The 19,001-nt window shown below is 31.3% G+C and carries 17 protein-coding genes; 3 read left to right on the top strand and 14 right to left on the bottom strand.

Annotated features, from left to right (window positions below; genetic code table 11):
• Positions 1-68: 68 nt before the first annotated feature.
• Positions 69-2,552 (bottom strand): T9SS type A sorting domain-containing protein, encoded by a 2,484-nt coding sequence (locus P8H50_RS06785; protein WP_300206962.1) that lies wholly within the window; start codon positions 2,550-2,552, stop codon positions 69-71.
• A gap of 184 nt (positions 2,553-2,736) precedes the next feature.
• On the opposite strand from P8H50_RS06785, the gene P8H50_RS06780 reads away from it, so the two are divergent.
• Entirely contained in the window at positions 2,737-4,008 is a 1,272-nt protein-coding gene (locus P8H50_RS06780) for an aryl-sulfate sulfotransferase (protein ID WP_300206960.1), read from the top strand.
• A gap of 104 nt (positions 4,009-4,112) precedes the next feature.
• On the opposite strand, the gene P8H50_RS06775 is transcribed toward P8H50_RS06780, so the two are convergent.
• The 9 genes from P8H50_RS06775 to P8H50_RS06735 all read right to left on the bottom strand — a co-directional run bounded on the left by P8H50_RS06775 (position 4,113) and on the right by P8H50_RS06735 (position 12,047).
• Positions 4,113-4,928 (bottom strand): SDR family oxidoreductase, encoded by an 816-nt coding sequence (locus P8H50_RS06775; RefSeq protein WP_300206957.1) that lies wholly within the window; start codon positions 4,926-4,928, stop codon positions 4,113-4,115.
• Positions 4,929-4,960: 32 nt separating this feature from the next.
• Complete coding sequence (locus P8H50_RS06770) at positions 4,961-5,479, bottom strand: hypothetical protein (protein WP_300206954.1); 519 nt, start codon at positions 5,477-5,479, stop codon at positions 4,961-4,963.
• 30 nt (positions 5,480-5,509) lie between these two features.
• Entirely contained in the window at positions 5,510-7,162 is a 1,653-nt protein-coding gene (gene recN / locus P8H50_RS06765; RefSeq protein ID WP_300206952.1) for a DNA repair protein RecN, read from the bottom strand.
• Between the two features lie 67 nt (positions 7,163-7,229).
• Positions 7,230-8,117, bottom strand: a complete 888-nt coding sequence (locus tag P8H50_RS06760) for a DUF4835 family protein (RefSeq protein ID WP_300206949.1) — start codon at positions 8,115-8,117, stop codon at positions 7,230-7,232.
• Positions 8,110-9,321 (bottom strand): bifunctional phosphopantothenoylcysteine decarboxylase/phosphopantothenate--cysteine ligase CoaBC, encoded by a 1,212-nt coding sequence (gene coaBC / locus P8H50_RS06755; RefSeq protein ID WP_300206947.1) that lies wholly within the window; start codon positions 9,319-9,321, stop codon positions 8,110-8,112. The genes P8H50_RS06760 and coaBC overlap by 8 nt, the downstream gene beginning before the upstream one ends.
• A gap of 5 nt (positions 9,322-9,326) precedes the next feature.
• Complete coding sequence (locus P8H50_RS06750; protein ID WP_300206944.1) at positions 9,327-9,656, bottom strand: DNA-directed RNA polymerase subunit omega; 330 nt, start codon at positions 9,654-9,656, stop codon at positions 9,327-9,329.
• 10 nt (positions 9,657-9,666) lie between these two features.
• Positions 9,667-10,467, bottom strand: coding sequence for an outer membrane protein assembly factor BamD (bamD, locus tag P8H50_RS06745; protein WP_300206943.1), 801 nt, complete (start codon positions 10,465-10,467; stop codon positions 9,667-9,669).
• A 167-nt stretch (positions 10,468-10,634) separates the two neighbouring features.
• On the bottom strand, positions 10,635-11,519 hold the full coding sequence (gene dapA / locus P8H50_RS06740) for a 4-hydroxy-tetrahydrodipicolinate synthase (RefSeq protein ID WP_300206942.1): 885 nt from the start codon (positions 11,517-11,519) through the stop codon (positions 10,635-10,637).
• A 3-nt stretch (positions 11,520-11,522) separates the two neighbouring features.
• Positions 11,523-12,047: a hypothetical protein gene (locus P8H50_RS06735; protein ID WP_300206940.1), complete on the bottom strand. Its 525-nt coding sequence runs from the start codon at positions 12,045-12,047 to the stop codon at positions 11,523-11,525.
• A 140-nt stretch (positions 12,048-12,187) separates the two neighbouring features.
• Between P8H50_RS06735 and P8H50_RS06730 the strand changes: the two genes are divergently transcribed.
• Both P8H50_RS06730 and P8H50_RS06725 read left to right on the top strand, forming a co-directional pair.
• Entirely contained in the window at positions 12,188-12,880 is a 693-nt protein-coding gene (locus tag P8H50_RS06730) for a 5'-nucleotidase C-terminal domain-containing protein (RefSeq protein ID WP_300206937.1), read from the top strand.
• 11 nt (positions 12,881-12,891) lie between these two features.
• The gene (locus P8H50_RS06725; protein ID WP_300206934.1) at positions 12,892-13,809 is read left to right on the top strand and encodes a bifunctional UDP-sugar hydrolase/5'-nucleotidase; all 918 of its coding nucleotides are present in this window, start codon (positions 12,892-12,894) and stop codon (positions 13,807-13,809) included.
• Positions 13,810-13,831: 22 nt separating this feature from the next.
• On the opposite strand, the gene P8H50_RS06720 is transcribed toward P8H50_RS06725, so the two are convergent.
• From P8H50_RS06720 to prmC, 4 genes are all read right to left on the bottom strand, one after another.
• On the bottom strand, positions 13,832-14,563 hold the full coding sequence (locus P8H50_RS06720) for a hypothetical protein (protein WP_300206932.1): 732 nt from the start codon (positions 14,561-14,563) through the stop codon (positions 13,832-13,834).
• Positions 14,564-14,658: 95 nt separating this feature from the next.
• Positions 14,659-16,656, bottom strand: a complete 1,998-nt coding sequence (gene ligA / locus P8H50_RS06715; protein WP_300206929.1) for an NAD-dependent DNA ligase LigA — start codon at positions 16,654-16,656, stop codon at positions 14,659-14,661.
• Positions 16,656-18,110 (bottom strand): hypothetical protein, encoded by a 1,455-nt coding sequence (locus P8H50_RS06710; RefSeq protein ID WP_300206927.1) that lies wholly within the window; start codon positions 18,108-18,110, stop codon positions 16,656-16,658. Before P8H50_RS06710 ends, ligA begins: the two co-directional genes overlap by 1 nt.
• On the bottom strand, positions 18,111-18,986 hold the full coding sequence (gene prmC, locus P8H50_RS06705; protein WP_300206925.1) for a peptide chain release factor N(5)-glutamine methyltransferase: 876 nt from the start codon (positions 18,984-18,986) through the stop codon (positions 18,111-18,113).
• Between the last annotated feature and the right edge of the window lie 15 nt (positions 18,987-19,001).

The following is a 19,001-nucleotide window of genomic DNA, read 5'->3' as shown; positions in this document are numbered from 1 at the left end:
CTCTAAAAAGAGTGGCTTTTAAAATTTTTATGTTGTACTAAATTTAGTAAAACATATATGACTAATTATTAGTTTTTAATAACTCTTACTGTCTCTACTGCTTGGCCTATAGTTACTTGTACAAAGTAAGCTCCAGATTGTAAGTTAGACATATCAACATCATTAGAAACAGCATTTGGTGCAGTTCTAATAACTTCTTGACCTAACATATTAAATACTGCAACATTAGAAATCTCTTTTTGAGCACTTAATGTTAATGTATTATTTACTGGGTTTGGATAGTAAGTAAAGCCTACAGAACTATCAAAATCTGTAGTAGATAAAGTAGCAGTATCATCTACTCTTAGAGTACTAGCTCCACCATCATCTGTTACAGATAAGTAATAGGTACCTGATGCTAAACCTGTATGTGCAACTTGATCACAAGTTCCAACTTGTGCTAAAGTACCACAAGCACCAGACCACAAACTAAATTGAGTACCAGCACCTACAGTAATAGTTACATCTCCAGACATTGGAGCATCAAATGAATACCAAAGGTCTGAAACTGCACCAGAATAACATGTAGCAACTCCAGAATCTGTAGCACCAGTGTTATCGAATGCTGTATCTGCTCCTAAAGCAACAGCAATAGCACCTGAACATTCATCGTTTACTGGTGGTGGTGATACACATGTCATAGTTAATTGGAAAGTTCCTAAACTTGCTGAACCATAACCATCTACGGCAATTAAATAATCTGTTCCTAAAACTGATGTAAAAGTTGCTTCAGATTGATAAAGAGGAGCTCCACCTTCATCATATCCACCAACTATTGCTGTTAAAGCACCAGATGTACCTGTAAATACGATAATATCAGTATCTAAAGTAAATCCTGCTGCTATTGTAGATAAGGTTACATCATCACCTGTTCCTGTCCAGCTATACCATACGTTTGGACTATCTGTATCCGCTCCTCCTGTAGGATCTGGTGCAGTGTCTTCATCTAAAGTTGCATAACTATTATCTCCTGTAACTACATCTCCACATACTATTGGCATAGCATTAGCTAGATCATCATTAGCTGGCGGGCATTCTATAAAAAATGGCCCTATGTATAAATCACAAGTAATATCTGAACTGTGTGCTATTTTAATAGTCCATGACGTTTGTGGAACAGGAATATTTGTAATTGTAAATATTCCAGTTGCAGTAACAGTACCACCAGTACCAGCTGGATTACCCATATCATCTTCAGCAGTAATAGTTAATGATGTTGCATCTCCTAAATCGTCTATAGATATAGAAACATCTACAGTTGCTGGACAATTAGCATTATCTATAGCAGCGGCAGGAATAGTTACTGTTGCTGCTGTACAGAAATTTTCTGTAATGTCTAAAGTATAAGTAGAACTTTGTGGCGTTGCCCATGTAGAAATTACTACATAATAAGTGCTTCCGTTAACAACTGCTAAATCAAACTCTAAATCAGCAGTTGAAAAACTATTTATAGCTCCTGCAACACAAGCTGTACCAATATCAGCACAATTTTCGTATGCAAATACACCTACATAAGTATCACCTATACCAGTTAAACTCACGTTAATACTCGTGTCTGCTGTTGCTGTGTATGCATACACAACATCATCTCCATTTAAATAGGTACTAGTTGAACCACAACCTGAAGCTCCTGGCGAACCAGTATAATCATCTCCAAAATTAGCAGTAGTATCTGTTGTATTGTATGGAAGTGAACCCACTACAATAGCGTTTTCACACACTTCTCCAGGAAGTGTACAACCTGTTTCAAAATCTTCAGAGAAATCACAAGCTCCATCTGTATGTTCTACTGTTAATGTTATTGTATCACCAATTGTATAAGGACCAGCTGTTACTGTTCCAGCAACTACAGGGAAAGTTCCTCCTAAACCATCTGTTATATTAGTACCATCACCAACAGTAGAAACTACGACATCTACACTAAATTGACTGTTTCCACAATCGTCCACTACTGTAGAACTATCTACCACTGTTGGTATACAAGCTGGTAAAGGTTCTACAACAACATCATCTAATACTATAGAACGACCATAGACCGAAGTACCTTCAAATCTAATTTGAGTAGTTGCAGTTGGAGTATAAGGTGTTAAATCAATAATTTCTTCAACAAAAGCAACAATACTAGTAGTATAATTTACCATGGAAGTAAATGTAGTACCTCCATCTGTAGAAATTAATACTTCTAAAGTATTCTGATCTGTAAACCAAGCCTCTTGAGAGTGGTTAAACTTAAGTCTAAAACCACTTGCAGCAGATAAATCCATAGTTGGAGTAGTTAAAGATGTAACTGTAGCTGAATAAGAAGTATCATAAAAAGTTGCAGATGCTGTTCCAGTAATAGCACAAGTTTGTAAACCTAAAGATCCTCCACAAGAACCCCAAGCTACAGCAGAGGCATCTTGCATTTCTGTAAATAATCCGGGAACTCCAGCTTCGAAATCCTCGCTAAACTGAGCGTTTGCTTGCCAACATAACGCAAATAAAGCAAAACATAATAATGTAATTTTTTTCATAATTAATATAATTTTTAGTTAGATATACCTACGAATATATTAATATTAAAATGAATTACCTAATATATCTAATTATTAATCGATAAAACAAATAAAACTATCGACTAAATACATGAAAAGCAAATTATTTTTTAATTAAAAATGTTGTTGTAAATTTGTAAACTAATACATTACTTTTAAGACTATGAGATTATTAAATAAAATTTTGTTATTTACTTTAATTGTTTTACTAAATGCATGTAAAAATGATGATATACGTATTATTGAGGAACCAGTTATCTTAAACGATGCCATAGAAATTTATAATGAAAACAGTATTGAAGATAGTTATGTTTTAGGAGTAGAAAATGGAGCTAAAAACGCTTTCCTATTTGACAAAATAGGAGATACAATAAAAGAATGGAATTTTGACATTAAGCTAGGCAATGATTTAGAAATTCTTCCAGATGGTAGACTTTTAGGTATGTTTAAAACTGAAGCTCCTTTTTTTGAATTTGGAGGTTATGGTGGTATAATAAGAATCTTAAATAGTGAAGGAGTTACAGAATGGGAATATGAGTATGCATCACAAAATTATTTAGCGCATCATGATGTAGAAATGCTTCCAAATGGGAATGTACTGTTTTTGGTTTGGGAAAAAGTTGACGCTATTACTGCGCAAGGAATGGGAATTCAGACTAATGTAGATGTTTATCCTGAAGCCTTATTGGAAGTAAACCCTTCAACTAATCAAATTGTTTGGGAGTGGCATAGTATAGATCATATGATACAAGAAGCTGTATCTACTTTACCTACTTTTGGAAATGTAGGCGACAACCCTCAATTAATTGATTTTAATTATTTAATAGAAGATAATGGAGATAATTGGCATGCAAATGGTATTGATATTGATGAAGAAAAAGATGTGATTTATATAAGTGTTAATTTTTACAATGAAGTTTGGGTAATAGATCATAATACTACAACTCAACAAGCAAGTACTCATTCTGGTGGTAATTACAATAAAGGTGGAGATTTACTTTACAGATTTGGAAATCCAACCGCATATCGCAACAGTCTTGGTGAGCAATTGTTTCATAGAAATCATTTTCCAAATTTAATTAAAGAGAATAAACCTGGTTTTGGTAACATTTTAATTTATGAAAATGGAGTTGATACTTCACAATCAACAGTTTATGAATTAGAAATACCAGAACCATTTAATCTTTTACCTAATACCAATAATGAACCAAATATTGTTTGGAGTTTTACTGATGAAAACCTTTTTTTTAGTAAAATATCTGGAGCTGTAAGGTTAACCAATGGAAATACCCTAATATGTGAAGGCGATTATGGTTTTTGGGAAGTTACTAATACTAATGAAATTGCTTGGAAATTTAATGGGCAAGGATCCACATTTTGGAGAGCCTATGGTTATGACATAAACTCACCAGAGATTGAAAACCAAAACCTTTAATTATCAATTAATATCTGTTTAAAGTTTTTATACCTCACCTAAAATAAGAAAATAAGAAAGGAAGAAAAATTACTTCCTTTCTTATTTATAAAAATTTATTTATATTATTCCTTCATAAAGGTATCCATTACCGCATCACTAACGCCCATATTACTAAAACCGCCATCGTTATAAAGGTTTTGCAAAGTAACACGTTTTGTTAAATCGCTAAAAAGAGTTACAGTATAATTTGCACAATCTAATGCTGTAGCATTACCCAATGGTGACATTTTTTCGGCGTAAGCTATAAAGCCATCAAAACCTTTAACACCACTTCCTGCTGTTGTAGGTGTTGGAGACTGCGAAATGGTATTAACTCTTACTTTTTTATCTCTACCAAAGAAATATCCAAAACTACGTGCTATACTTTCTAAATAGGCTTTATTATCTGCCATGTCGTTATAATCTGGAAACACACGTTGTGCTGCCATATAGGTTAAAGCGACTATGCTTCCCCATTCGTTCATAGCATCTTGTTTGTACAAGGTTTGCATAACTTTATGAAACGACATTGCAGAAACGTCTGTTCCTTTTTGAGTCCAATCGTATTTTTGGTCTGTATACGCTTTTCCTTTTCTTACATTTATAGACATACCTATAGAGTGCAAAACAAAATCTATTTTGCCACCAAGAATTTCCATAGACTGTTCTACAAGATTTTGTAAATCTTCTTCACTTGTTGCATCGGCAGGAATAATTTGAGAACCTGTTTTTTCTGCTAAGGCATTAATTTGTCCCATTCTCATGGCAACTGGTGCGTTTGTTAAAACAAAGGTTCCACCTTCCTCATGCACGCGTTCTGCTGTTTTCCATGCAATAGAGTTCTCATCTAATGCTCCAAATATGATTCCTTTTTTTCCTTTTAATAAATTGTATGACATGCTTTTAGTTGTTAGTTGATTAGTTATTTTGTTTATCTAAAAATATATTTAATTTTTTGAAAGAAATTCATTTTTTCTTTCACTCTATATAAAGATGCATTTATTTCTTCTATATAACCACTGGCAGTGGATTTAATTTTTGCTTTCTCGTAAAACGAATATGCTGTTTCTAGATTGTTTTTTAATTCGTAAGCTTTTGCCATTTGATTTAAAATGGTGCCTTCGTCTACGCCTTTAACTTTTAAAGCGTGTTCTCCAAAAGTAATCATTTCATTATATTTTCCTAGATCTATTAAAAAATAAGAATAATTCATATAAGGCGAAAAATAATCTTTGGCATATTTTAAAGCCAATTTAAAGTGGGTTTCTGCTTTTGTGTAATTAGTCATTTTTTGGTGATAAATCCACCCTAAATGATTGTGAGCTTTACAATAATCTGGAAAGTTACTTAAAACTTCGTATAACATTTTTTTGGCTTCTACAATTTTCTCTTGAGAGATGAGAGTATCTACCTCGAAAAGTATGTCTTCTGCGTCATCAAATTCATTCATAACTTCTATTCCTATTTAAAATACACTTATTTAATTTAATAACTCTTTTGCATGAGCCAATGCAGAGTTAGACACCTCTATTCCTCCTAGCATTTGTGCTATTTCTACAATACGTTCGTCATGATTTAATTGCACTAGATTAGTGGTTGTTATTTCGTTTACATCTTCTTTGTACACCTTAAAATGTGTATGTCCTTTTGCTGCAATTTGTGGTAAATGCGTGATACTAAACACTTGCATAGTTGTACTCATACCAGCCATTATATCTGCCATTTTATTTGAAATTTCGCCTGAAACTCCTGTATCTATTTCATCGAACATTATGGTTGGCAACTTTATGTATTGTGTTAAAATTGATTTTATCGCTAACATTATTCTAGACAATTCTCCTCCTGATGCTGCTTTTTTTAAGGGTTTAAAATCGCCTCCTTTATTAGCAGAAAATAGGAAATTTAATTCTTCTTTACCATTAGGATAGTATGTATTAGTAATATTTAATACTATATTAAACTGTGCATTTGGCATTCCCAATTGCGCTAAAATAGCTTCTAACTTGATTTTTAATACTGGAATTGCTTTTTTTCTTTTGTTATGAATAACTAAAGCAATAGCATCTAGCTCTTGTTGTGCTTTTGCTATTTCTAATTTTTTTGTATTAATATCTGCATCTACATTTTCGGTTGCTGAAACTTTTTCTAACAACTGTGCTTGTATTATAATTAAATCTTCAATAGAATTAACAACATGCTTTTGAAACAAATTATTAATTAATGTTAACCTAGCATTTACTTCTTGTAATCTATTTGGATCTGCTTCTAAGTCCTCTTGAAAACGCTCTAACTCACTAAATACATCGTCTAACTCGATTAAACTACTATTTACTCTATTATATAGGTCTTCGTATTTATTTGAAATACTTGACAGTTGTTTAAGCGTATTTTTTAATTCGGTTACATTGTTTAGAACTCCAATTTGTTCATCGCTAAATAATTGATTTGAAGCTGTTAATTTTTCTTGTATTGCATCAATATTACTTAATGTTTCAAGTTCTTCTTCTAAACTTTCAAGTTCTTCTGATTTTAATTTTGCTTGGGTTAATTCATTTAATAAAAACAAGTTATAATCATGCTCTTTAATGGCTTCTGTTTGAAAAGCAACTAATTGATTGAGTGCTTTATTAAGCGTTTTATATTCTTTACGCTTTTGAGAATAAACATTTAGATCGTTAGCTACATTGGCTAAAGCATCTATTACTTGAAATTGAAAAGCATCGTCTACTAATTGAAGTGTCTCGTGTTGCGAGTGAATATCTACCAACCTATTGCCTAATAATTGCAAGCTAGATAAGTTTACTGGAGAATCGTTTACGAAGGCTCTCGATTTTCCGCTTGGTAAAATCTCACGACGAATAATAGTTTGTGGTTCGAAATCTAAATCTTCTGTGCTGAATAAGCTTTCTAGATTATAGTTAGTGACATCAAAAACAGCTTCAATAACGCATTTTGATTCTTTATCTCGCAAACTACTTAAATCTGCTCTTTTACCTAGAATTAAAGATAATCCTCCTAATAGAATAGATTTACCTGCTCCTGTTTCTCCTGTGATAATTGTAAAACCATTATTAAAATCGACATGTAAATGATCGATTAAAGCGTAGTTTTTTATTGATAGTGAAGTGAGCATTCTTTAACGTTAAATTTATAAAGTTATAAAGTCGTGCTTTATACTTTTAAATAATGAATACATTGTTTTAATACTTGATATTTCTCCATTTACTGGCATGTGTAGGTGCAATTCTATTTAATAATTCTATTAAATCTGCTATCTCTACATTTGGTCCTGAAGAAAAAATTTGTTCAATCTCTTCTGCTTTAGCATCAAAAAACACACGAGCTAAAAAAGAATTTGGTCTGTTAGCATTCATTGCTTTAAAAAACGTTAATGCAGAAACTATTTCATTTTTTGCATCTTTTGTGTTTTGACTCATAATATCCATACCATTCCTGTGGTAATTATACATTACAGTTCTAAAATCTTTAAATGTTGGAGACAAGATATTGTCTATTAGAGCAAATCTACTTTGAAGGCCATCTTCTAACTTCCAACCCTTATAATTTTCTTGTTGAGAGTAATTTGTTATGCGCTGTGCTTGTTTATAATACACATCTCCTCCTTCTTTTGAAAAAGAGTCTGCATCTAAACCAAGAACCATATTAATGTGAAACGCTAAAACCGATATAAGATTAGACACGTATTGGTTTTCGTTATAAATTAAATTTTGAAACTCTAAATATTTAAACGTAAAATCTTTATCGTTCATGTTATAAATAGGCGTTGTATATGAAGAACCAAAGACTGGTCTTGAAGATTGTACTTGTATTGAAGCGTCAAAATTTTCTCCACTTAAACCAGTTACATTAATAACAATGTTACAATTGATTGCCTCTTGTGGTTTGAATTTTCTTTTGGTCCACTGTGTTTTGTTAACAAATTCGTTAAGTTGAGTCTCTAAAGTTTTAAATATCTGAAAATTCTCATTCCCTGTTAACTGCGCATTAACAACTACGTTACAATTAAGCTCCTGAGCGAACCCAAAACGTGTTGCAAAAAAGACTAAAAGTATAAGTAAATTACGCATTTAATTTTTGTGTTATTACGCTTAAAATATCTGTAGCAACTTCGGCTTTAGATTTTAATTTGTAAGTTTTAATATTATTTTTACTATCGATGATAGTGACTTTATTGGTGTCTGATTTAAAACCAGCACCTTTATCTTTTAACGAATTTAAAACAATTAAGTCTAAATTCTTCTTTTTTAGTTTGCCTTTTGCATTTTCGAGTTCATTGTCTGTTTCTAATGCAAAACCAACTAAAATTTGTTTTGTTTTAATTGCGCCTAAAGAAGCTAAAATATCTTTTGTTTTCTCTAATTCTAATATAAACGCTGCGTCTTTCTTTTTTATTTTAGAATTAGAGAATTCTTTTGGTTTGTAATCTGCTACTGCTGCAGAAAGTATAGCAACATCTACTGTTTTAAAATATTTATGTGTTGCATTGTACATGTCTTCTGCACTAACAACAGGAATAACCTCTATAAAACTATGCTTAACTTCTTGATGTGTTGGACCAGTAATTAAGCAAACCTCAGCTCCCAAATTTGCTGATGCTTTTGCAATTTCGAATCCCATTTTACCGCTAGAATGGTTACCTATAAACCGAACAGGATCTAAAGCTTCGTAGGTTGGTCCTGCAGTAATAAGTATTTTCTTGCCTCTTAAAGGTAATTTTTTTAAAATATTTGCTTCTATAAATGCAACAATATCTTCTGGTTCTGCCAAACGACCTTGTCCAACTAAGCCACTAGCTAATTCTCCAGTAGTTGCAGGAATCATGATATTACCAAAACTCTCAAGTGTATTAAAAGTATTTAATGTTGATGGATGTTTGTACATATCTAAATCCATAGCTGGAGCAAAATATACTGGACATTTTGCAGACAAATAGGTTGCTAACAACAAATTGTCGCAGGTGCCACTTGCCATTTTAGATAAAGTGTTTGCTGTTGCTGGAGCGACTAAAAAATAGTCTGCCCAAAGGCCGAGTTCAACGTGATTGTTCCACTCTGCGTTTTCATCATCTTCATTATAAAACGAAGAATGCACAGGATTTTTAGATAGTGTAGAAAGTGTAAGCGGTGTTACAAAATCTTTAGAAGCAGGTGTCATTATAACTTTTACGTTGGCACCTGCTTTAATAAATTCTCTTACTAATGAAGCTGTTTTATAAGCAGCAATACCAGCACTAATGCCTAAAAGTATATTTTTGCCGCTTAAAATAGACATACTAATTAGTCTTGATTTTCTTCTGCTGTGTTTCTGTGGTATATTTTACCATCTAACCATTCTTTAACTGCTAAAGCGTGTGGTTTAGGCAATTTTTCATAAAACTTAGAAACTTCAATTTGTTCTTTGTTTTCAAAAACCTCTTCTAAAGAATCATTAAATGTTGCGAATTCTTCTAACTTTTCAATTAATTCTTTTTTTATTTCAGAATTAATTTGCTCTGCTCTTTTAGAAATTATTGAGATTGCTTCGTAAATGTTTTCTGTAGGTGCATCAACTTCATTTCTATTGTAAGTTGTTGTACTTAATGGAGCATCGATTTTTTTTAAATCCATAGTAGTTATATTAACTTTTAGTATTGTACTGTTCTAATTGTTCTAGAGCACTTTCGTACTTTGTGGTTGCATCTTCTAAAAACTCAGAATTAGCATAAGCTTTTTTAAAATTGTTATAATATGTTAAAGCTGCTTCTAAACGTGCTTTCTTTTTATACTCAACACTTTTTGAGGCCAATTGGTATGCAGAGTCAAATCTTATGTAAAGTGCTTCTTCTCTAAGAGAGGTTCCGGCAAAATCAATAATAAAATGATCTATTGCTGCAATTGATGCTTTAAAGTCTGAAATTCTATTGTATTGCTTTGCTACTTCAAATGCTTTTTTTTCTAATTTAAAATCTAATTCTTTTACTAGAGCATTTACTTCTTTGGCGTTAGTAGATTCAGGATATACGTTTATGTATTCTTGTAACTTTTCTAAGGCTGTATAAGTGTCTTCTTGATCTTTAGAATACACTGGTGATAAATGATAGTAACTTTTTGCTGCTTTAAAAAGGGCTTCTTCTCTTTTTGTGCTTTTTGGATAAGCGGAAACAAAACGCTCAAAATGATAACCAGAAACATAATGTTGGTCCATTTGGTATGAAGCATCTGCATTTAAAAACATTAATCTTTCGGCTTGAGGCTTTCCTCTAAATTGAGGTATGGCTTGCTCGAACAACCGATTTGCTTTTGCATATTTTCCTGCATTGTATAACTCTTCTCCAACTTTATATTTTTGAGTTGCATCTTCAGACTTGAGAGCCTTTTGATACTCGCTACATGAACTAAAAGTTACTAATATTAATAGTATATAAAAGATGTTTTTCATCTGTAATTTTTAATGTTTTATTTTTTTGCTCTTTGTAAATAAGCCATACTCATTTAACACCATCTTGAACAAGATGCAAAAATACGCTATTTATATGGATTTTAAAAATATTATTTACAAGCGAAAATAACAGAACAAATACTACTGCCACTTGCTTTAAGTAATATTTAACTATTGAAGTTTGATAAATAGTTTTTAATTTTTTGCTTTAAATCATCTGTTGCCTCAACTAATGGTAAGCGAACAGTATCATTGCATAAGTTTAATGCTTGTAAAACGGCTTTAATTCCTGCTGGATTATTTTCAGAAAAAATAAGACTTGTAATCTCCATTAACTTAAAATGAAGTTTATAAGCTTTCTTTGCCTCTCCCTCGCGTCCTAAAGCAATCATTTTAGAAAATGTTTTTGGCATAGCTTGTCCAATTACCGAAATTACACCATCTGCTCCTGCTAAAGCTACAGCAAGTGCTAAATCATCATCACCAGAAATTATTCCAAAACCTTCTGGTTTATCTTTCAATAAATGTAAATATTGCGCAACATTATTTCCTGCCTCTTTTACCGCTACAATGTTTTCATAATCTTTTGCTAGTCTTAACGTTGTTTCTGGAGACATGTTAGAGGCTGTTCTTCCTGGCACATTGTATAGTATAATTGGAATTGGGCACGCTTGGGAAATTGCTTTAAAGTGTTGGTATATTCCTTCTTGAGTAGGTTTGCTGTAATATGGAGAGACAGATAAAATGCCAGCAAATTGAGATAAATCTGTAGTTTTTATTTCGTTTATTACCTCAGCTGTATTGTTTCCTCCTATTCCTAGAACTAATGGCAATCGATCATTATTTGCTTTACTAATGGTGTCTATTATGTCTTGTTTTTCTTGCTTTGTAATCGTAACACTTTCTCCAGTTGTACCACTAATTACAATGTAATTTGTACCATTTTCAATATTAAATTCTACAATATTTGCTAAAGCTTTGTGGTCTACATTTCCATCTTTTGTAAATGGTGTTACAATAGCAATTCCTGTTCCTAAAAAAGGGTTTTTCATTATTTAAATTTTATTTAGAATATTGAGATATTTTTTTATTTCTGAAGTAAATGTTGAAAAATTATTTATCTCAGTTTTTATTATTATATCGTTAATACGTTCATCTGTTTCTAAAACACCAACTTTAAGTTTTGCTTTTGATGCTACTGTAATTAGCTTTAAAGCTGTTACATCTTTTTTATAATAGCTTATCAAGATATCGAATTCTTTATTTAAAAATTGCTGTAAGGTTTGGTCTTTAATTACACCTCTCCAACCTATTTGTTTTGAAGAAAATGTGGGATTAAATAAGCTTTCTTTTTCTTTTTCTTCTACTCTATATTTAAAAGCTATTACCTCAACTTTCTCTTTTTCTATACCCAAAGCTTGTGCTAAACCATTAAAGTCAGGAATTTCATTTATCTCATCGGTATTAAACACAACTCCAATACTAGCAACTTTAGTATTAAACTCTTTAATTATTCGGTTTTTTAACTGAGAATTAATGTAGTTTTTTTTAGATTTTTCTTTAAATCCTTTTAAAATCATTTATATTTAAGCTTTCTACAAAAATAGCAAAAACCTAACTAATTATTGACTTAAATATCTAAGTATTACTAATGAGAAAACACTACATACCATTTTTAATTTGTCTATTGTTTTTTATCTACTCTTGTAAGCAAAAACCAATGGTAATTTCGAAAATTGAAGGCAAACAAATAGGAATAAAAGATAGCCTTGCCATTAATCAGGAATTTGAAAACGAAATCGCTCCATATAGAGCACGTTTACAAGAAGACATGAACACCATAATCTCTTACGCTCCAAAAACCTACAGTAAAACAGATGGTGATTTAAACACAGCAATAGGTAATTTAATGGCAGATATTGTTTTTAAACAAGGTAATTCTATTTTTAATAAACGAACAAATAAAAATATTGACGCTGTAATATTGAATCATGGTGGTATTCGTTCTATAATTTCTGAGGGAAATATTACTACCGAAACTGCGTTTCAAGTGATGCCATTTGAAAACAGTATTGTTGTTGTTGCATTAAAAGGACAACAAATAGATAGTATGATGCAATATTTAAGTAAAGCAAAAAAAGCACATCCTGTTCAAGGCATAACACTTACATTAGATAAAGACTATAGTATTAGTGAAGCTCTAATTCAAGGAAAGCCTATTATTAAAGACAAAACTTATTATCTAGCCACAAACGATTATTTGTATGATGGTGGAGACAGCATGCTTTTTTTTAAGCCTAATGACACTACCTATTATTTAAATTATAAAATTAGAAACGCTATGATAGACTATTTTAAAAAAGTAGATACTATTAATCCAAAAATTGATAACCGTTTTACTCAAACCAGATAATATTTACCTTTATGAAACGTAGAACATTTATACAGCAATCTACGGCTGCTACAGCTTTAGTAACACTTGGAGGATTTGGTTTTCAATCGTGTAACTCAATTATTAAAACAAGAAAAATAACTATACTACATACTAACGATGTGCATAGCCACATTGATGCTTTTGGTCCAGACGATGCTAAAAATGCTAACCAAGGTGGTGTTGCAAGACGCGCAACATTAGTACAAAATATAAGAAACGAAAACCCAAACACATTACTTCTAGATGCTGGAGATATTTTTCAAGGCACACCTTATTTTAACTATTATGGTGGAGAACTCGAATTTAAATTAATGTCTAAAATGAAATATGATGCAGCAACTATTGGAAATCACGATTTCGATAATGGTATAGATGGTTTGTACGCACAATTACCGCATGCTAATTTTAAATTCTTATCTGCTAATTACAATTTTAAAAACACTGTAATGGATACACATGTTAAACCTTATCATGTGTTTATAAAAGATGGTATTAAAATAGGTGTTTTTGGACTTGGTGTTAAATTAGATGGGTTAGTAGATAAAAAAATGTACAAAGAAACTGAATATCTTGATCCTATTGAAATTGCTTCAGACATGTCTAGAATTTTAAAAGAAGAGGAAGCATGCGATCTTATTATTTGTCTTTCGCATTTAGGTTATTACTACAGCAAAGATGCAAAAAAAGTATGCGACCTTATGCTTGCTAAAGCGACAAAAAACATCGATTTAATAATTGGTGGCCACACTCATACTTTTTTACCAAAACCTACAGTGGCACAAAATAGTGAAGGTAAAAATGTATTAGTAAACCAAGTAGGTTGTTATGGAATAAATCTAGGCAGAATTGATTTTTATTTTGATGCTGAAAAGAATAAAACAGCAAATGGAACATCCATAATTGTATAAGAATAAAGCCTTTGTTTCAATATTAATATTCTATTGCTTCAACTAAATTTATTTGACCCTTTTTAGTTGTACTTAAGGTATGATAATACATTGCGAACACGCCACAAACATATAAAGTTGTAGACATGTAATTTAGCCTAACGTCATCTAATAAATAATAATATCCTACAAGAATAAGCTCTGAGAAAGCTATTAGCACACAGGCTATAAATAGAAAAAGATATTTTTTAAGACCGTTCTGTATATAATTTAAATAAGATAATGAAAACACTAGTATTAAAATTAAACTGTACAAAAACTCTACAATGTGTATTATACTTGTGTAATTAGATTCAAACTCTAAGGGCTTTACAATATTTATTAACACATAAATCATGTACAGGTCTAAAGCTAATAACACAATAAAATCTAGAAGAAAACGCTTTAATACCAATTTAAAACACAAAGTGCTTAAAATATAATAAATTAAGCAACTGTAAGCAATAATATAAATACCATTACAAACGTAATAAGCCCAATTTGATATAGCACTGTAGTCTATTAAATTAATAATATCTGCTAAAGCGTAAAAACCAAAAAAGCATATTAAACGATTAACTTTAGCCTTGTTAAAAATAAAATAAAATAAAGCAAAAAGTGGAATAAGTAATAGTTCTGTTACTGAAGACAGATATTCAAACCCGTAAACATCAAAAAATATCACAAATAGTATTGTAACTATACAAGCAGTAATAAAACTGATTGGTCTTGTCATTATAAAAATGATATAAGCGATTGGTTAATCAAATAAACAACTATTACCAATAAAAAGCAAATATCTCCGATGAAATGCAAAAAGAATACAATTCGTTACAACAACATATTCAAAAAGTTAGCTTCAGAAATTAAAGGAATATTAAGTTTTTCGGCCTTCTCTTTTTTACTTGGACCCATTTTATCTCCAGCCACAACATAATCGGTTTTAGATGAAATAGAGCTTACGTTTTTCCCACCGTTATCTTCAATTAGTTTTTTAAGTTCTGTTCTAGAGACATGTGTAAAAACACCTGAAACCACAAAAGATTTTCCTTCTAACTTGTTGGTTTGATTTGCTAATTTTTCTGCAGACACTTCTAATTGAACACCGTAATCTTTTAAACATTGAATACTATTTACATTGGCTTCCGAGGTAAAAAAAGCAACAACACTTTCGGCAATTTTAATACCAATTTCATCAACTTTTTCTAGATCTTCAATAGATGCCTTAGATAATGCCTCAATACTTTTATATTGCTTTGCTAATTTTTTAGCTACTGTTTCTCCAACAAAACGAATACCAATGGCAAATAAAACACGTTCAAAAGGTATCTGTTTTGAAGCTTCTATTCCATTAACCAAATTCTCTGCACTCTTTTTTGCCATTCTTTCTAAAGGCATTACTTGCTCTTTGGTAAGTGTATATAAATCCGCATAATTTGTAATAAGTCCTTCATTAACTAAAAGCGCAACGGTTTCACCTCCTAAGCCTTCAATATCCATTGCTTTTCTTGAAATGTAATGTTGTATTCTACCAATAACCTGAGGATTGCAACCATTATAATTAGGACAAAAATGTTTTGCCTCTCCTTCTAAACGCTCTAAAACGGTATTACATTCAGGACACTGTGTTATATATTGTGTTGGGATAGAATCTAATGGCCTTTGTGATAAATCTACTGCTATTATTTTTGGGATTATTTCACCTCCTTTTTCAACAAAAACAACATCATTTATTCTAATATCTAATTTCTCTATTTGGTCTGCATTGTGCAGCGATGCTCGTTTTACAATAGTTCCTGCTAACTCTACAGGTTCTAAATTTGCAACTGGAGTTATCGCTCCTGTTCTTCCTACTTGATAAGTTATACTGTTTAGTTTAGTTGTAACCTGCTCTGCTTTAAATTTGTAAGCCATAGCCCAACGTGGTGCTTTTGCAGTATAACCTAGTTCTTCCTGTTGTAATAGGCTATTAACTTTTACTACTACTCCATCTGTTTCGTAAGGCAAATGATGTCTTGCCTTATCCCAATGGTTTATAAACTGAAAAACATCTTCTATAGAATAACAAAGTTGTGCTTCGTTTGGAACTTTAAAGCCCATTTGCCTGGCTTTTTCTAGACTTTCAAATTGGTTTTGTACACCTAATTTTGTACCTGTTAAATTATACAATAAACAGTCTAAAGGTCGTTTTGCTACTTCTGCACTATCCTGAAGCTTTAAACTTCCTGAAGCTGTATTTCTTGGGTTTTTGTATGGCTCTTCTCCATTAACTATTCGCTCTTCATTCATTTTAATAAAACCATCAAAAGGCAAAACAATTTCGCCACGAATATCAAACTTTTGTGGATACGCTCCTTTTAATTGTAATGGCACAGACTTTATGGTTTTAATATTTGCTGTAACCTCATCTCCTTGAAAACCATCGCCTCGTGTTACTGCTCTTACTAAACTCCCATTTTCGTATGTTAAACTTATAGAGGCACCATCGTATTTTAACTCGCAAGTATAACTAATATCACCATCTACTAGCTTTTTAATTCTTGTTTCCCAGTCTTGTAAATCTTCTAAAGAATATGAATTATCTAGAGAGTACATTCTGTGTTCATGAACAACAGTATTAAAATTTTTAGTCACTTCTCCTCCTACTCTTAAGGTTGGAGAATTAGCGTCGTAAAACTCTGGATGTGCTGTTTCTAAAGTTTGAAGCTCTTTTAGTTTGATATCGAAATCGTAATCGCTAATTGTAGGATTATCCAGTACGTAGTAATTATAGTTGTGCTCGCGAAGCTCGTCTCTAAGTGATTGTATTGTGTCTTTAATATTATCCACTATTCTTTTAGTTTAATTTTTAAATACTGAGGCTGTTTTACCTCACTACCATTCCAAATATTTTGATTTACAATTTCAATTGCAAACTCTGTATTAGAAATCCATTTTACTTCATTTTGATATGTCTTTAGCCAGTGTACAAAGTTAAATGCATGTTCAAAAGTTATGGATTTATCTTTATTAATTTTATAAATTTCTATAAAAAATTGCGCTTCGTAAACATCAAATACAAAAGAAATAATCTTTTTTCTATCTATTGAAATATATGGAAACTCTGGAAAAACAATAGTTTCTTTACCTGTATTCCTATCTATAAAACTATAAAATTGTTCTTCGGCTTCTGGATACGTATGATGCAACACATATTGATTTAAGAAATCGATATCACCATAATAAACATGAGTAGAATTACCATAACCAACCTTACTATTGTAAACAATTAACCTGTCTTTTGTTGGTAAACTAATACTTTGCGTTTTATCTTCGTTTTCTTTAATAATTACAGAAGGTTTGATTTGTAATTCTCCTTTATACTTATTATGTATTGCATTAAAATCTTTTTTAGAAATTAGCTCTAAATCCAGATACTTCGATAAACATTCTAAATCTGCATTACTACTATTATATCTAGCTTCTCCAATCAATTTAAAACCTGTGCAAATTTGGTCTTCAAAAACTTTTACATCTTTAATATCTCCTAAAAAGCCTTCAAAAACATAACGCTTTTTTGTTCTTCCGTTATCATTCCATTGTATAATTGCCCAACGACCTGTTATGGTTTTACCTTTATCTTGCACTTCTACAATATCATCTGTATAACCTAAAACGTTTACACGATCTCCATTATTAAATTTACCGTCTAAGCTTCCATCTGCCTCTCTAATGTTTAAGCCATTTCGTGAAACAACATACTTGTACTCTATTGGTTTTTCGTATCTAACTGTCGTATAATAATCTCTAATTAATCCATAATATGCAGCGTCTGTATAAACATTAGAGTAAATTGAGAAAAAGTCGTTAAAGACTAAAATAGCAGAGTAATGAATTGGATCTCTACTAATTCTTGTTTTTGGTGTAAGTCTATCTATATAAGTTGTATCATGAGACTCTACAACAGAAATAATACGTTTACTTGTTGTAGTTATTTTATAAGTGTTTTTTAATGAGTCTGTTACTTTAGCAGTATATAATCCAAAATCTGAATCCACTTCATAGATGCCAGTTTGGTCTTTTAATAGTTCAAACTCTTTTTTTGATGGCCTAGTAAAAACAATGTGTTTTCCAGTTACAAATAAAGTGTCTTTTGGAATTGAAGTAAAATCGAATGTTTTTTTTGGCAGAGTGATTACTGTTTTGGTCTTTACAGGAGGCTCAATATGTAAAGAATTTGGTTTGGCTTCTTCTTTACAACTAAAACTAGATAATAAAACGAATATGATAAATAATTGCTTCATTTATATCTTATCTGCTTTCAGCATTCTGTCTTTACCATACATATCTTGTATAAGTTCCACATCTTTAAAACCAAAACGCTCTACCAATACTTTTGTTTCCTTTCCCAGATACTCATTAATCTCGAAAAATAATTGTCCGTTTGGTTTTAAATGTTTAATAGCAAACTCAGAAATCGCTCTGTAAAACACTAACGCATTATCGTCTTCTACAAATAAGGCTAAATGTGGCTCGTTATTTAAAACATTGTTTTGTATTTCGGTTTTTTCTAGATTACGAACGTATGGTGGATTTGATACTATGACATCTAATTTCAAATCTAAAAGCTCCAAATCCCAAGAGTTCTTGTTTAAAATATTGGCTTCAATAAATGTTATATCAACAGCATTTAAAACGGCATTTTCTTTTGCTTTTTCTAGTGCTTTCACTGAAACGTCTATAGCATAAACCTGAGCCTCTTTAATATTTTTAGCTAATGAAATAGCTATACAACCACTTCCTGTACCAATATCTAGAATGGAGCAAGCCTTAGAATTTTGTTTTTGCTTTTTTATATTATGAAGAACAAGCGCAACAAGTTCTTCAGTTTCAGGACGCGGAATCAAAGTGTTTTCATTCACTTTAAATGGCAAGCCATAAAACGCTGTTTCGCCTAAAATATACTGAATGGGTTTTTCGTTTTTTAAAGCTTCTAAAGCATCAAATATGGGTTGTTGCTCTGCTTTAGTAATTACTAAATTTCTGTCTAGTGCCAAATCTAATCTCGAAATATTAAAAAATGAAGCTGTACATAAAAAGAAAAAGCTAGATACTTCTTGCTCACCATAGATAACATCTAAGGTTTCATGAAAAATATGCTTTAAATCTTTTACTAACACAAATGTTATTTATTT

It is taken from the genome of Lacinutrix sp. (genome assembly GCF_029238095.1).
Taxonomy (GTDB): Bacteria; Bacteroidota; Bacteroidia; order Flavobacteriales; family Flavobacteriaceae; genus Lacinutrix.
The sequence above is the reverse complement of the archived record's forward strand: the minus strand, read 5'-3'. Positions and strand labels throughout refer to the sequence as shown.

Bases quoted from the DNA above. Each gene is read 5' to 3' on its own strand.
- P8H50_RS06785 (WP_300206962.1), bottom strand. From the start codon at position 2,552: ATGAAAAAAATTACATTATTATGTTTTGCTTTATTTGCGTTATGTTGG.
- P8H50_RS06780 (WP_300206960.1), top strand. From the start codon at position 2,737: ATGAGATTATTAAATAAAATTTTGTTATTTACTTTAATTGTTTTACTA.
- P8H50_RS06775 (WP_300206957.1), bottom strand. From the start codon at position 4,928: ATGTCATACAATTTATTAAAAGGAAAAAAAGGAATCATATTTGGAGCA.
- P8H50_RS06770 (WP_300206954.1), bottom strand. From the start codon at position 5,479: ATGAATGAATTTGATGACGCAGAAGACATACTTTTCGAGGTAGATACT.
- recN (WP_300206952.1), bottom strand. From the start codon at position 7,162: ATGCTCACTTCACTATCAATAAAAAACTACGCTTTAATCGATCATTTA.
- P8H50_RS06760 (WP_300206949.1), bottom strand. From the start codon at position 8,117: ATGCGTAATTTACTTATACTTTTAGTCTTTTTTGCAACACGTTTTGGG.
- coaBC (WP_300206947.1), bottom strand. From the start codon at position 9,321: ATGTCTATTTTAAGCGGCAAAAATATACTTTTAGGCATTAGTGCTGGT.
- P8H50_RS06750 (WP_300206944.1), bottom strand. From the start codon at position 9,656: ATGGATTTAAAAAAAATCGATGCTCCATTAAGTACAACAACTTACAAT.
- bamD (WP_300206943.1), bottom strand. From the start codon at position 10,467: ATGAAAAACATCTTTTATATACTATTAATATTAGTAACTTTTAGTTCA.
- dapA (WP_300206942.1), bottom strand. From the start codon at position 11,519: ATGAAAAACCCTTTTTTAGGAACAGGAATTGCTATTGTAACACCATTT.
- P8H50_RS06735 (WP_300206940.1), bottom strand. From the start codon at position 12,047: ATGATTTTAAAAGGATTTAAAGAAAAATCTAAAAAAAACTACATTAAT.
- P8H50_RS06730 (WP_300206937.1), top strand. From the start codon at position 12,188: ATGGTAATTTCGAAAATTGAAGGCAAACAAATAGGAATAAAAGATAGC.
- P8H50_RS06725 (WP_300206934.1), top strand. From the start codon at position 12,892: ATGAAACGTAGAACATTTATACAGCAATCTACGGCTGCTACAGCTTTA.
- P8H50_RS06720 (WP_300206932.1), bottom strand. From the start codon at position 14,563: ATGACAAGACCAATCAGTTTTATTACTGCTTGTATAGTTACAATACTA.
- P8H50_RS06710 (WP_300206927.1), bottom strand. From the start codon at position 18,110: ATGAAGCAATTATTTATCATATTCGTTTTATTATCTAGTTTTAGTTGT.